This window comes from Micromonospora sp. NPDC047557, assembly GCF_043205095.1.
In the GTDB taxonomy this organism is placed as follows: Bacteria; Actinomycetota; Actinomycetes; order Mycobacteriales; family Micromonosporaceae; genus Micromonospora.
Genome location: NZ_JBIDDK010000005.1, coordinates 308,528 through 322,412 on the forward strand (window position 1 = coordinate 308,528; position 13,885 = coordinate 322,412).

Here is a 13,885-nt window from a genome sequence, read left to right on the forward strand (position 1 = left end):
CGGGCACCGCGAGCTTCAGGAAACATTATTAACAGATAGCGGTACGTCGATCAACCGCCACATCGGCGACGATCAGGATCAATCGAGGAAGGCGGTGGTGGCGCCGCGCAGCGCGGAGACGCACGCGACCACCGCGGGGTGGCCACCCGCGCCCCTGCGGTAGGCGACGCGCGTACGGCGGCGCATGGCCAGCGGCAGGAGCCGGACCTGCGGGGAGGGCTGGGCGATGGCGAGCTGTGGAATGAGAGCGACGCCCTGACCGGCGGCGACGAGAGCGAGCGCGGCGGTGAAATCGTCGGCGTGGTGCCGCACCGCCGGAGTGAAGCCGGCCAGCTGGCAGGCGTGCAGAGCGACCGAGTGGCAGAGCGTGCCGGGACTGCCGAGGATCCACTGCGCGTCGCGTGCTGCGCTGATCGGCTCGGCGGCGGTGTTGTCGGCGGTGTTGCTGGGCACGGCGAGGAAGACGGTCTCCTCCAGCAGTGCGATCGAGTCCACCGTCGGGTCGGGTGGGGTCGGCGCGATGTCGTAGTCGTGCAGCAGCGCGACGTCGAGGCGTCGGCTCCGCAGGGCGGCCGGCATGTCGACCGGGTCCAGCTCACTGATCATGAGGTCGAGCCCGGGATGGTCGCGGGCCAGGGCGGCCAGGGCTGCCGGCAGCAGGGTGCGTACGGCGCTGGGGAAGGCCCCGATGCGGACGCTTGCCCGCAGACCGGTTCGGGCTGCCGCCAGAGTCGCGTCGGCGGCTTCGAGCGCGGCGAGAATGACCTCGGTGTGCTGCACGAGCGCGGTGGCGGCCGACGTGAGGGTGACCCGGCGTCCGGTGCGCTCCAGCAACCGGGTGCCCGCCTCCCGTTGCAGGGCGGCCAGTTGCTGCGAGACGGCGGACGGTGTGTAGGCGTGCGCCTGGGCGACCGCCGCGATGGTGCCGAGGCGGGCCAGGTCCCGCAGCAGGACCAGGCGGCGGACGTCAAGCATCAGCTCAGCTTACGGATGGATGGAGCAATCGGAACTGGACCTTCCCGGTCGGTCGGCCGAGAGTGGAGGCATGACCCTGACCGGCCTGTACGTTCCGCTGATCACGCCGTTCGACCTCGCGGGGGGCATCGCCGTCGAGGCGCTGACGGCCCTCGCGAACGATGCCCTGGACGCCGGCGCGGCCGGTGTGGTCGCACTCGGCACGACGGGGGAGCCGGCCGCCCTCAGCGACGACGAGCGCGCCTCGGTGCTCGACGTCCTCTCCGCGGTCTGCCGTGCGCGCCGCGCGCACCTGCTCGTCGGTGCCAACAGCGTCGAGGCGTTGCGCGCCCTGGCCGACCGGCCCGAGGTGACCGCGGCGCTCTGCCTGGTGCCCCCGTTCCTGCGCCCGGGCGGCGCGGGAGTGCTCGCCCACTTCGCCCACCTCGCCCAGGCCAGCCCGGTGCCGCTGGTCGTCTACCACGTCCCGTACCGCACGGGGCAGCAGCTCAGCCCGAGCGACCTTCGACAGCTCGCCGGCCTGCCCGGCGTCATCGGCATCAAGTACGCCACCGGGGGGATCGACGGGGACACCGTCGACTTCCTCGCCGACATCCGGCCCGGCTTCGCCGTACTCGGTGGGGAGGACCCGCTCATCTCGCCGCTGCTCGCCCTCGGCGCGCACGGCGCGATCGCGGCCTCGGCCCAGGTCGCCGCCGCGGACTTCGTCCAACTTGTCGCGCACTGGCAGGCCGGGGACCTCGTGCGGGGGCGGGCGCTCGGCCATCGGCTCGCCGGCCTGTCCGCGGCGCTGTTCGCCGAACCCAACCCGACAGTGATCAAGTCGGTGCTCCACGCGCGGGGTCGCATCCCGACGGCCGCCGTACGGCTGCCGCTGCTGCCCGCCGGTCCGGACGCCACGCGGCGGGCGCTCAGGCGCCTGGACGAGCTGACGAGCGCGTCGAGGTGACCGGACGGCGCCCGCCGCGCCACGTCCGCGTGGTCAGTGCTCCCGGTAGGTGGCCCGGTCGAAGTCGGCGTACACCCCGTCGCCGCCGAGATCCTGCACCCACAGGCCGACGAACGCCCCGGTGAAGCCCCACGCCGCCGGCTCCCCGTCGATGATCAGTGCGGCGTGCTCGTCGGACAGGATGGTCGCGTCCAGGTCGACCGGCAGCCGCTGCCAGCCCGCGCCGAGGTCGTAGTCGAAGCGCACCACCGGCCCGTCGAACACCGCCCGCAGACCGACCCGGTCGACACCGCTGGCATCGACGGTCAGCTCGGGGTACGGGGTGCGCCGCCCGTTGTCCGAGCTGAGCAGCTCCAGCACCGTACGCCCGTCGTCGGCCCGGGTCAGGTAGAGGTGATGCCAGTTGAGGGTGTTGTAGTACGCGGTGATCCCGGCGAGCTGACGGTGGTCGACCGGGTCGAACTCGACAACGGTCTCCAGCGAGCAGTGCGTCGCCCCGACCCGTCGCGCGACCAGGCTCGGCGCCTGTCGACCCACCGGCGACTGCCCGCCGTGGACCCGCAGGTGCGAGGGGCGGGACCGCAGGTCGACCCAGTCCGCGGTGGCCGGCCGGCGCAGCGTCGACCAGCAGGAACCTAGCTCGGCGGCGTCGAAGTCGTCGGTGGCGGGCTCTTCCGGCCACGGATGCGGGGACAGGGCGGGAGCGGCGACCTCCTCGGCGGGCACCCCTCCGGGAATCCGGGGCCAGCCGCCCGAGGGCCATTCGACCCGCTGGATCGCCGTCTCCCGGCCCAGCACGCAGTTGCCCAGCGGGGAGTAGGGGCGCCCGACCAGGTGGGCCAGATACCACCCGCCGTCCGGGGTCTGGACCAGGCTGCCGTGACCGGCCTTCTGCAACCGCAGGTCCGGCCGGCCGACGGAGGTGAGCAACGGCCCCTCCGGGTCCACTTCGTACGGACCGAACAACTCCCGTGAGCGTGCCACGGTGACCTGGTGCTCCCAGCTCGTGCCGCCCTCAGCGGTGATCAACCAGTACCAGCCGTCGTGGCGGTACAGGTGCGGACCCTCGGTGACCCCGACCGGCGTGCCGGTGAACAGGATGCGGGGCCGGCCGACGAGACGACGCGCCGCTCGGTCGTACTGCTGGATCTCGATGCCACCGAAGCGGTCGCGGCCGGGTCGCCAGTCGGCGCTCATGCTCAGCAGCCAGCTGGTGCCGTCGTCGTCGTGGAACAGGGAGGCGTCGAAGCCGCGCCCGTGCAGTTTCACCGGATCCGACCAGGGGCCGGCGATGTCGGGCGCGGTGATCAGGAAGTTCTGCGGATCCCAGTAGCCGCTGGCGAAGCTGGCCACGTCGCTGTAGACGAGGTGGAACTCCCCATCGTGGTACGTCAGGTCGGGCGCCCACACACCGTTGGAGTCGCCGCAGCCACGAAGGTCGAGCAGGCGGCGGTCGGTGATGATCCCGCCCAACGGGCGCCAGTTGACGAGATCGCGCGAGTGGTGCACGCGAACCCCCGGATACCACTCGAACGTCGAGGTGGCCAGGTAGAAGTCGTCGCCGACGCGCAGGATCGACGGATCCGGGTGGAACCCGGCGAGGACGGGGTTGCGGATCGACCAGGCAGCGGTCGCCACGTCAGCGGTGTCGGTCGACACGGGGGCTCCTCTGTGCGGCTCTGAAACTTCCGGAAACTTGCGGGGACCAGATCACTGGAAGCCCCTCGTACGGTAGCCGGTCTTATCGCGATAGGACAGGGGTCTTGACCGCTGGGGGAACTGCTCGTAGCGTCCCGGCCATCGATCGGTAATACCGACGAAGCAATGAAAGTTCCGGAGATCCAGGTTCGAACCCTTGCCGGCTCGGCCGGCGCCCGAGCACCCCGTGAGTCCCCCGAAGGGATGGATCATGACAGCGCACCTTTCCCGCCGATCGCTGCTCGGCCTGGCCGGCGCCGGCGCCGGCGCCTACCTGCTGAGCGCCTGTAGTGGCGACGAGAAGTCCAGCGACCCGAACGCCCCGCAGACCATCAACTGGTGGCACATCCAGAACACCGAGCCGATGCTGCCGGTGTGGGCCGCGATGGCCAACGAGTACAAGACCGCGCACAGCAACGTCACGTTCACCATCCAGCCGCTGGAGAACGAGGCGTTCAAGGCCAAGCTGACCACCGCCACCCAGGCCGGCGACCCGCCGGACCTCTTCCAGTCCTGGGGCGGCGGCGTGCTCAAGCAGCAGGTCGACGCGGGCCTGGTCAAGGACCTCACCGATGACGTGAAGGACCTGGTCAGCGGCATCCTGCCCGCCGCCATGCAGCCGTACACGATCGACGGCAAGATCTACGGCATCCCGTTCGACATCGGGATGGTCGGGTTCTGGTACAACAAGGACCTCTTCGCCCGCGCCGGCATCACCGCGCCGCCCACCACCTGGACGGGTGTGCTCGACGCGGTCCGCAAGCTCAAGACCGCCGGCATCACCCCGGTCGCCATCGCCGGCAAGGACAAGTGGCCGGCCCACTTCTACTGGTCCTACCTGGCCATGCGCATCGGCGGCGTCGGCGCGCTGCAGAAGGCCGTCGACGACAAGAACTTCGACACCCCCGACCTGGTCGCCGCGGGCGAGCGGCTCAAGGAACTCGTCGACCTGCAGCCCTTCCAGAAGGGTTTCCTCGGCGCCGAGTACGGCTCCCCGGACGGGCAGGCCGCCACGATGGGCAACGGCGGTGCGGCCATGGAGCTGATGGGGCAGTGGGCGCCGGCGGTGCAGGCGTCCAGCTCCACCAGCAAGAAGGGCCTCGGCGACAAGCTGGGCTTCTTCCCGTTCCCCGCCGTGGACGGCGGCAAGGGCACCGCCACCGAGGTCTTCGGCGGTGGCAACGGCTTCGCCGTCGGCAAGGACGCGCCGGCCGCCACCATCGACTTCCTGAAGTTCCTGCTGAGCGCCGACAACCAGCGCCGTTCCGCGAAGACCGGCGCGGTGCTGCCCACGGTGAAGGACGCCACCGACGCCATCACCGACGCCAACAACAAGGTCGTCGCGGAGACCCTGGCCAAGAACACCGGCTTCCAGCTCTACCTCGACCAGGCGTACGCGCCCGCGCTCGGGCAGCAGATCAACGACAGCGTCGCCGAGATCATCGCCGGCAAGAAGCAGCCCGCGGCGATCCTCAAGGACATCACGCAGGTGGCGAAGACCGTCTGACCGTGACCCCGTATCCATCCGTAGCCGGCGATAGAACCCGAGTGGAGCAGGCATGACCAGGCCATCGACCGTGTCGGACACGAGGCGCGGCGACACGGCGACCGATCCGCCGGCACCGGGGCCGGGCACCACGCGACAGCGTGGCCGCCAGCCCCGGCCGGGGCGGGGTGGCGTCCTCGCCGTCTTCCTGGCGCCCGCCCTGGCGCTGTTCCTGCTGCTGGTGATCGCGCCCATCCTGGTGGCCGGCTACGCCAGCCTCTACAAATGGAACGGCTTCGGGCTGCCGGAGAACTTCGTCGGGCTGGACAACTACACCCGAGCCTTCGGCGATCCGACCTTCCGCGGCGACCTGTGGCGTGGCCTCGTGCTCGTGCTGCTGTCCCTCGCCGTGCAACTGCCCGCGGCGCTGGCCCTGGCCATGCTCCTCAACCAGCCGCTGCGCGGCCGGGCCGCGTACCGGCTGATCTTCTTCGCCCCGTACGTGCTCTCCGAGGTCACCACGGCCGTCCTGTTCACCCTGGTGTTCTCGCCGAACCGGGGCCTGGGCGAGTCGGTCTCGCGCTGGTTGGGCGCCGACGCGGGCGCCATCTTCGCCGACCCGGACACCGTGCTGTTCGCCGTCTTCCTGGTGGTGTCCTGGAAGTACTTCGGCCTCTACATGATGCTCTTCTTGGCCGCCCGTCAGGGCATCCCGAAGGAGCTGTCCGAGGCCGCGGTCACCGACGGCGCCACCGCCTGGCAGGCGTTCCGGCACGTCACCCTGCCACTGCTCGGCCCGACGATCCGCATCAGCATCTTCCTGTCGGTCATCGGCACCATCCAACTGTTCGACATGGTCTGGGTGCTGACCGGCGGTGGCCCGATCCACACCTCGGAGACCATGGCCGTCACGATGTACCAGTACGGCTTCCGCCGTTTCGAGGTCGGTTACGCCAGCGCGATCAGCATCGTCATGTTCCTGCTGAGCCTCGTCTTCGCCCTGTTCTACCAGCGCATCGTCCTGCGTCGGGACACCGCGGGCGCGATCACCAACCAGGGAGGCCAGCGATGACCGCCACGACCAGTCGCGCCCAGCGGACCCGCAGCCTCGTCCTGCACCTCATCTGCATCGGCGTCGGCGCGCTCATCGTCGTGCCGGTCTGGTTCGGTGTGATCGGCGGCTTCAAGGACAACGGGCAGCTGTCGACCAACCCACTGGGCCTACCCGACCCGTGGGTGCCGTCGAACTACACCGACCTCTTCGCCTCGGGGGTGTTCTGGCGACAGCTGGGCAACAGCCTGCTCATCGCCGTCAGCAGCACCATCATCGTGGTCGGCGCGGCGGCGATGGCGGCGTTCGTCTTCGCCCGCTACGCCTTCCGGGGCCGCGAGTTCCTGGTCACCCTGTTCGCGATCGGCCTGATGTTCCCGTTCGCGGTGGCGATCCTGCCGCTGTTCGTCCTGCTCCGCGGCCTGGGCCTGCTGGACAACCCCCTCGGTGTCATCCTGCCCCAGGCCGCGTTCGGCCTGCCGATCACCATCATCATCCTGCGTCAGTTCTTCCGGACCATCCCCGCCGAGGTGGAGGAGGCCGCCGTCCTCGACGGCTGCGGCTCCTTCGGGTTCTTCTGGCGGGTCCTGCTGCCGATGGCCCGTCCCGCCCTGGCCACCGTCTCGGTGCTGGCGGTCGTGACGAGCTGGAACAACTTCATGCTCCCGCTGGTCGTCTTCAGCGACCAGAGTTGGTGGACGCTCCCCGTCGGGGTCCAGGCGTTCCAGGGCCAGTACGCCGACGACACCGCCCGGGTGCTCGCCTACGTCGTCCTGTCCATGATTCCCGCCCTGGGCTTCTACGCCGTGGCCGAACGCCAACTCATCGGCGGCCTGACCGGCAGCGTCAAGGGGTGACGACACCGGATCGTCAACCCAGCTGAAGCGTCCCGCCGAACAAAGGAGCGGACCGTGGGCTCCGACAACGGCCGAAACGTCACCATCGCGATGATCGCGCGACTGGCCGGTGTGTCCGTGCCCACGGTCTCCCGGGTCATCAACGGTCGCTCCGACGTCGCTCCCGAGACCCGGGAGCGCGTCGAGCGGCTGCTCAACCACCACGGTTACCGCCGTCGCACCCAGGCCCGGCGGACCGAGGCCGCACTGATCGACCTGGTCTTCAACGACCTGGACAGCCCGTGGGCCGTGGAGATCATCCGTGGGGTGGAGGACGTCGCCCGTGCCAGTGGCGTCGGCACCGTCGTCTCCGCCATCCACTGGCGCATCTCCTCGGCCAAGCAGTGGCTGGACAACATGCGTACCCGATCCACCGAGGGCGTCATCTTCGTGACCTCGATGGTGAACCCACCGCTGCAGGCCGAGCTGCGCCGGCTGCACCTGCCAGTGGTCATCATCGACCCCTCCGGTGTCGACCCGCAGGAGTCGCCCACCATCGGCGCCACCAACTGGGCGGGCAGCCTGAGCGCCAACCAGTACCTGCTCGGCCTCGGCCACCGCCGCATCGGCTTCATCGCCGGACCACCACACCTGATGTGCAGCCGGGCCCGGATGGACGGGTACCGCGCGGCGCTCGGCGCCGCCGGCATCGCTGTCGACGACGCCCTCATCCGGCCCGGCAACTTCTACCACGAGTCCGGCTTCACCTCGGGTACGCAACTACTGGCCCTGCCCGACCCACCCACCGCCATCTTCGCCTCCAGCGACCAGATGGCGCTCGGCGTCTACGAGGCCGTCCGCAAACGCGGCCTGCGGGTGCCCGACGACATCAGCGTGGTCGGCTTCGACGACCTGCCGGAGGTCCGGTGGTGCTCCCCACCGCTGACCACGGTCCGCCAGCCACTGGCGGAGATGGGCATGCTGGCCGCCCGGACCGTGCTGCGCCTTGCCGGAGGCGAGAAGACCGAGAGCCCGCGCATCGAACTCGCCACCGAACTCGTCGTGCGCGACAGCGCCGGCCCGCCCCGCTGACCGCGCCGGGCCCGCGCGAGGCTCCCGCGCTCAGGCGTCGCGCAGGGCGTCGTCGACACCGGTCTCGCGGCGACCGAGGTGAGCGGGCTCCCGGCCGGACAACACGTCCACCGCGGCCTTCAGGCAGGCGCCGTTCTCGCGCAGGGAACCGAACCGCCACGTCCGGGAGTACCGCTTCGCGCTGTCGTCGCCCACCCCCTGGGCGTCGATGCCGAGACGTCGACACAACGCCACGGCCCGGGGCAGATGGAACGACTGGGTCACGACCGTCGCCCGTTGCACGCCGAAGATCTGCCGGGCCCGCGCGCAGGAGTCGTACGTGTCGAAGCCGGCGTAGTCCAGCACGACCTTGCGTGCCGGCACACCCCGGTCGACCAACCAGCGCAGCATCGCCTCGGGCTCGTTGTAGTCCGCGTTCATGTTGTCGCCGGACACCAGGATCGCGCCCACCCGGCCGGCGTCGAGCAACCGCCGGGCGATCTCCAACCGGGCCGCGAGGACCGGCGACGGCGTCCCGTCGGCGTCCACCTTGGTGCCGAGCACCAGGGCGACCGGCGCCGCCGGCACATCGGCCTCGCTGTAGAGGTGGCCGTCCGACTCCCCGCGGACCCACGACACACTGGCCACGGTGCCGCCGGCCAGGACCACCGCACCCACCACCAGAACGAAGGAAGTACGACGGGCGAGCCGCCGATGCTCCGCGTACCACCGCTTGAGCGCGCCGAATCGTCCCCGCATCCCGCGAGAATATGCGGACCGCCCGGCGAGCCGAGGCCCGGACTCAGCCGAGATCGTGGAACCCAGCCAGGCCACTGTCCACGCCGCGGAACACCTCGCGCGGGCGGCCGTGCTCAGAGCCAGCCGTTGGCGCGCGCGGTGCGGGCCGCCTCGATGCGGTTGCGGGTGCCGGTCTTGCCGATGGCAGCCGACAGGTAGTTGCGGACAGTGCTCTCCGACAGGTGCAGCGCAGCGGCCATGTCCGCGACGGTCGCCCCGTCGACGGCAGCGACCAGCACCTCCCGCTCCCGGTCGCTGAGCGGGTTCGGGCCGGCCGCGAGGGCCGCGGCGGCCAGTGCCGGGTCGATCACCCGCTCGCCGGCCAGGACCCGTCGGACGGCCACCGCCAGCTCCTGCACCGGCCCGTCCTTGACGAGGAAGCCGTGGGCGCCGGCCTCCATCGCCCGTCGCAGGTAGCCGGGCCGGCCGAAGGTGGTGAGGATCAGCACCCGGCAGGAGGGCAGTTGGTCGCGCAGCGCGGCGGCGGTGTCGAGGCCGCTGCCGTCGGGCATCTCGATGTCCAGGAGCGCCACGTCGGGACGTACCCGAAGAGCCGCCTCCGTCGCCTGCGCCCCGGTCGCGGCCTCGGCGACCACCTCGATGTCGGGTTCGAGGTTCAACAGCAGGGCCAGCGCCCCGCGCATCATGCCCTGGTCCTCGGCGAGCAGCAGCCGGATCACCGCGCCCACCGTCCCGCGGGGGAGTGGGGGATCCGGGCGGTGAGCAGCAGGCCCCCACCGCGCGCCGGGCCGACGTGCAGCGTCCCACCGGCCTGCGCCAACCGCTCGGCGAGGCCGCGCAGACCGTTGCCGAACTGCGGACGACCGCCCACCCCATCGTCGCGGATGGTCAACACCGCCTCGTCGCCGTCGGCGCTGACTTCAATGTCGCACCGCGACGCCCGGCTGTGCCGCACCACGTTCGTCACCCCTTCCCGCAGCACCCAGCCGAACGCGTCGTCCGCCTCCACGTTGAGCGGACGGCCGACGTCGGACACGCTGACGGTGATCCCGACGTCGGCCAGGGCCGTCCGGACGCTGTCGAGTTCCCGCCCGAAGCTGCGCTCCCGATAGCCGGTGACCGCCTCGCGGACCTCGCTGAGTGCCGTACGTCCGATCCGCTCGATGTCCGCCGCCTCCGCCGCGGCCCGCTGCGGGTCCGTCGGCGCCAGCCGGCGTACTACCTCCGCCTTCACGACGACCAGGGACAACGTGTGGCCCAGCAGGTCGTGCAGGTCCCGGGCGAAGCGCAGCCGTTCCTGCTCCACCGCCGTGCGGGCCAGCTCCCGTTGGGTGCGGCGCAGCTCCTCGACCAGTCGGGCCGTCCGGGCGAACGCCAACGTCAGGGCGCCCGCGAGAACGGTGATCAGCGCCATCTGGGCGGTGTCGCCGGCCGGCGCCCGATCCACCACACCGATGATCACGACGGCGGCGGCGGATCCGCCCACCCAGGCGAACCCCCAGGCCACCCGCACGAAACCGACGGCGCCGGCCGCGGCGACGTACAGGAGCAGGACCAGCCAGCCCTCCGGGCCACCGGCGTAGGCGAGGGCGAGCCCGACCCCGAGCAGCGCGAAGGCGACCAGCCCGGCGTAATGCACCGCTGGTCGGATGGCCAGGTCGGCCACGGGTACGGCCACCAGCGCGAGGTAGAGCAGCGCGAAGGCGCCCAGCCCCACCGTTGCCGGAGTCGCTGGGTGCACCTGCCCGTGCACGATCGCGGCCGCCGGCGTCAGCAGCAGCCACAGCCAGAGGGTGTGGGCCGCGACGAGCACGAGCCCCCGACGGTTCCGGATGCGCGCGGTGGCCCCGGACGACATGGTGGACACCCTATCGAGGGTCACCGGCGGACGGTCGACCGCCGGTACGCCCAGGCTGAGAGGCCCAGGAACGCCACCGTCCATCCGATGAGCACGGCGAGTCCGGACGGGGTGGGGGCCAGACCGGCGGCCGAGCGCCAACCGAGTTCCGCGAACCGGTACGTCGGCAGGGCGTGTGCCAGGTGACGCAGCACGGCGGGGAAGTACGCCACCGGCACCAGCAGGCCGCCGAGCACCGACAGTCCGAGGAAGACGAGGAAGTTGACCGACTGGGCGAGCTGCGGGGTGAGGCCGTACCCGATGGCGAGCCCGAGCAGCGCGAACGGCACCGAGCCCACCCACATCAGCAGCAGCAGCGCGGCCCAGCGGCCGGCGCCCAACTCGACGTGGTGCTGGATCCGTCCGGCGCAGCCGACGGCCAGCACCGACGGCACCCCGCTGAGCGTGCAGACCAGGGCCTTCGCGGTCACCGCCTGCCAGGCGGGCAGCGGGGTGACCCGGAGCTGGCGCAGCCAACCCGACGCCCGCTCCTGGGCGACCGAACTACCCACCGAGAGCACACCCGCCACCGCGCCATAGCTGGCCAGGCCGACCATGAGGGCCGCGGCGGCGTCGACGCCCTCCAACCGGTCGTCGCCGGTGCCCACCGACGAGAAGATGACGTACGTGACCACCGGCGCGAGGACGGTGAACAGCAGCAGCCGTGGGTCGCGGGCCAGCCGGCGCAGCTCGAATCGCAGGTACGCGCGCATGTCTAGTGCTCCGTCGCGGTCGTGGTGAGGGTGAGAAAGGCGGCTTCCAGGGCGGCGGCGGTGACCTCCAGGCCCCGGAAGCCGCGGGCGCCGGCCAGCGCGAGCACGGTGGCGTCGGCGTCGTCGGTGGTGAGCACGACCCGGTCGCCCCGGAGCTGCACCGACCGGACTCCGGGGAGCGCCTCGAGGCCGGCGACCGGCCCGCCGGCGAGGTCGAAGGAGACGGTACGGCCGCCGGCCAGCGTCCGGATCTGCGCCGGCGGTCCGTCGGCCACCACCCGCCCCCCGGCGAGCACCACGACGCGGTCGGCGAACTCGTCCGCCTCGTGCAGGTGGTGGGTGCTGAACAGGACCGTGTGCCCCTCGGCGGTGTACCGGTGGATGGCCGCCCAGAACGCCTGCCGGGCGGCGACGTCCATGGCGGCGGTGGGTTCGTCGAGAACCAGCAGGTCCGGGTCGCCGGCCAGCGCGAAGGCGAACCGCGCCCGTTGCGCCTCACCGCCGGAGAGCCTGTCGAGGCGGCGGTCGGCGCGTTCGGTAAGCCCGGCCAGGGCCAGTACGCGGTCGGTGGCCACCGCTCGGGGGTAGAGCGCCCGGGCGAGGTCGACGACCTCCCGGATGGTCGCGCTCGGCACCCAGCCGGCGTCCTGGAGCATCGCGCCGACCTGTCCCGCCCGGACCGCCTCGGCGGGCGGGCGGCCGAACAGGGTCACGGTGCCGCTGTCGGGCCGGTCCAGACCCAGAAGGAGCGAGAGGGCGGTGGTCTTGCCGGCGCCGTTGGGGCCGAGCAGGGCCACCGTGCTGCCCCGCGCGATGGTCAGGTCGAGTCCGTCGACGGCCCGGACGGGACCGAACCGCCGGGTGAGGCCGCTGAGGCGTACGGCTGAGTCATCCATGCCCGTCACGCTATGCACGCGGGGCCGGCGGAGGCAGAGCCACCGGTACGCGATCGGCCAGGACATTTGTCCCGCGGATGACGCCCGTCCACTGTGCGGCCGGGTCGGGCCACGGATGCCGGGGGACCGCGCGCCCCGCCCCGGACGGATCCCGGGGCCGGGCCGCAACGTCGCCGGTGGCACCGACCGATCGGGCTACCGCATCAGCTTCTGGTCCACTTCTGGCTGCTCCCGCCGTTGCAGGTCGAGAGGACCACCGGGCTGCCGTTGGCGGTGCCAGCGGAGTTCGGGGTGAGGCACAGGCCCGACTGGACTCCGGTGACCGTGCCGTCGGTTCCGAGGTTCCACTGCTGGTTGGCACCGCCGTTGCAGTCCCAGATGATCACCCGGGTGCCGGAGGACGTCCCGGCGCCCTCGGCGTCCAGGCACTTGGTGCCGTACACCTGGAGTTGCCTGCCGGCGGTCGACGTCCACTGCTGGTTGGTGCCGCCGTTGCAGTCCCACAACGCCACCTGGGTGCCGTTCGTCTGCGACCGGGACGGGACGTCCAGGCACCGGCCGGCGTTGACGTTGCGCAGTGGCGCCGCCGTGCCGCCCGGCGGCGGGGTGGTGGGGTTGGGGTTGGTGGTGTCGAAGCCGAGGAAGCGGATGGCCTGGGCGGCGTCGAACGGGATCGAGTGGCCGTAGCCCTGGAAGCTGATCGCCTCGACCGGGGCGGTGGGGCCGGTGCCTCCGTAGCGGGTGCGGGTGGCGCTCGTCTGGGGGTAGTCGGTGTAGCTGGGGGTCTGCGAGACGCCCAGCACGTTGGTCCACTGTTTGATCTGCTCGCCGAAGTTGACGTAGCTCAGCGTGGTGTCCGTGGTGCCGTGCCAGATCTGGACGCGGGGACGGGCGCCGGTGTAGCCGGGGTAGGCGTTGCGCACGAGGTCGCCCCACTGCTGCGGGGTCCTGGTGATGCGTCCGCCGGAGCATTCGCTGTTCCACTCGGATCCGTTGGTGGTGGCGAAGCAGCCGAACGGGACTCCGGAGGAGCTGAAGCCGGCGCTGAACACGTCCGGGTAGAGGCCGAGCATGACGTTGGTCATCATGGCGCCGGAGGAGAAACCACCCACGGCGATCCGGGTCGAGTCGACCGGGTAGCGGCTGCGGACGTAGTCCAGCATGGACTTCAGGCCGACGGGGTCGCTGCCGCCGTCGCGGCGCAGGGCCTGCGGGGAGGAGACGTCCCAGCATTTGCTGCTGCGGGTCACCGACGGGTAGATCACGATGAAGCCGTAGCGGTCGGCCAGGGAGCTGAGGCCGAAACCGGTGTGCACGGCCGGGCCGCTGCCCGTGCAGTAGTGCAGCGCGAGGAGCAGCGCCGGGCGGGCCGCGACCCGGTCCGGCACGTACAGGTGCATCTGCAGGTTCGTCGGGTTGGTGCCGAAGTTGGTCACCTGGGTGAGCGTCGCGGCCGACGCCGGGGTGGCGAGCGTGACCACGGCCGTCATCGTCGCCAGAGCCGTCGCCAACCCGGCGGCCAGCAGCGCGAGCCTTGTTCTCATCGGCGGTTCC

General features: G+C 71.6%; 13 protein-coding genes. 5 read left to right on the plus strand and 8 right to left on the minus strand.

What is annotated here, in order from left to right; genetic code table 11:
• Positions 1-78: 78 nt before the first annotated feature.
• Positions 79-975: a LysR family transcriptional regulator gene (locus ACGGAQ_RS16200; RefSeq protein WP_393049587.1), complete on the minus strand. Its 897-nt coding sequence runs from the start codon at positions 973-975 to the stop codon at positions 79-81.
• A gap of 70 nt (positions 976-1,045) precedes the next feature.
• On the opposite strand from ACGGAQ_RS16200, the gene ACGGAQ_RS16205 reads away from it, so the two are divergent.
• Complete coding sequence (locus tag ACGGAQ_RS16205; protein WP_393049590.1) at positions 1,046-1,924, plus strand: dihydrodipicolinate synthase family protein; 879 nt, start codon at positions 1,046-1,048, stop codon at positions 1,922-1,924.
• A gap of 33 nt (positions 1,925-1,957) precedes the next feature.
• Here ACGGAQ_RS16205 and ACGGAQ_RS16210 read toward each other — a convergent pair whose 3' ends face one another.
• Entirely contained in the window at positions 1,958-3,583 is a 1,626-nt protein-coding gene (locus ACGGAQ_RS16210) for a glycoside hydrolase family 43 protein (protein WP_393049593.1), read from the minus strand.
• Between the two features lie 250 nt (positions 3,584-3,833).
• On the opposite strand from ACGGAQ_RS16210, the gene ACGGAQ_RS16215 reads away from it, so the two are divergent.
• The 4 genes from ACGGAQ_RS16215 (at position 3,834) to ACGGAQ_RS16230 (ending at position 8,087) form a co-directional block, all read left to right on the plus strand.
• Positions 3,834-5,129, plus strand: coding sequence for an extracellular solute-binding protein (locus ACGGAQ_RS16215; RefSeq protein WP_393049596.1), 1,296 nt, complete (start codon positions 3,834-3,836; stop codon positions 5,127-5,129).
• Positions 5,130-5,181: 52 nt separating this feature from the next.
• Complete coding sequence (locus ACGGAQ_RS16220; RefSeq protein ID WP_355138588.1) at positions 5,182-6,180, plus strand: sugar ABC transporter permease; 999 nt, start codon at positions 5,182-5,184, stop codon at positions 6,178-6,180.
• Positions 6,177-7,016, plus strand: coding sequence for a carbohydrate ABC transporter permease (locus ACGGAQ_RS16225; protein WP_393049598.1), 840 nt, complete (start codon positions 6,177-6,179; stop codon positions 7,014-7,016). Before ACGGAQ_RS16220 ends, ACGGAQ_RS16225 begins: the two co-directional genes overlap by 4 nt.
• Positions 7,017-7,106: 90 nt before the next feature.
• Positions 7,107-8,087: a LacI family DNA-binding transcriptional regulator gene (locus ACGGAQ_RS16230; RefSeq protein WP_393049676.1), complete on the plus strand. Its 981-nt coding sequence runs from the start codon at positions 7,107-7,109 to the stop codon at positions 8,085-8,087.
• A gap of 30 nt (positions 8,088-8,117) precedes the next feature.
• On the opposite strand, the gene ACGGAQ_RS16235 is transcribed toward ACGGAQ_RS16230, so the two are convergent.
• The 6 genes from ACGGAQ_RS16235 to ACGGAQ_RS16260 form a co-directional block, all read right to left on the minus strand.
• Positions 8,118-8,825, minus strand: a complete 708-nt coding sequence (locus ACGGAQ_RS16235) for a vancomycin high temperature exclusion protein (protein ID WP_393049601.1) — start codon at positions 8,823-8,825, stop codon at positions 8,118-8,120.
• A 113-nt stretch (positions 8,826-8,938) separates the two neighbouring features.
• Positions 8,939-9,544 (minus strand): response regulator transcription factor, encoded by a 606-nt coding sequence (locus ACGGAQ_RS16240; protein WP_393049603.1) that lies wholly within the window; start codon positions 9,542-9,544, stop codon positions 8,939-8,941.
• On the minus strand, positions 9,541-10,683 hold the full coding sequence (locus tag ACGGAQ_RS16245) for a sensor histidine kinase (protein WP_393049606.1): 1,143 nt from the start codon (positions 10,681-10,683) through the stop codon (positions 9,541-9,543). The genes ACGGAQ_RS16240 and ACGGAQ_RS16245 overlap by 4 nt, the downstream gene beginning before the upstream one ends.
• A 20-nt stretch (positions 10,684-10,703) precedes the next feature.
• The gene (locus ACGGAQ_RS16250) at positions 10,704-11,435 is read right to left on the minus strand and encodes an ABC transporter permease (protein WP_393049608.1); all 732 of its coding nucleotides are present in this window, start codon (positions 11,433-11,435) and stop codon (positions 10,704-10,706) included.
• Positions 11,436-11,437: 2 nt separating this feature from the next.
• Positions 11,438-12,331, minus strand: a complete 894-nt coding sequence (locus ACGGAQ_RS16255) for an ABC transporter ATP-binding protein (RefSeq protein ID WP_393049611.1) — start codon at positions 12,329-12,331, stop codon at positions 11,438-11,440.
• A 203-nt stretch (positions 12,332-12,534) separates the two neighbouring features.
• Positions 12,535-13,875 carry a PHB depolymerase family esterase gene (locus ACGGAQ_RS16260; protein WP_393049614.1) on the minus strand — a complete coding sequence of 447 codons (1,341 nt, stop codon included), beginning with the start codon at positions 13,873-13,875 and terminating at the stop codon, positions 12,535-12,537.
• Positions 13,876-13,885: the final 10 nt, after the last annotated feature.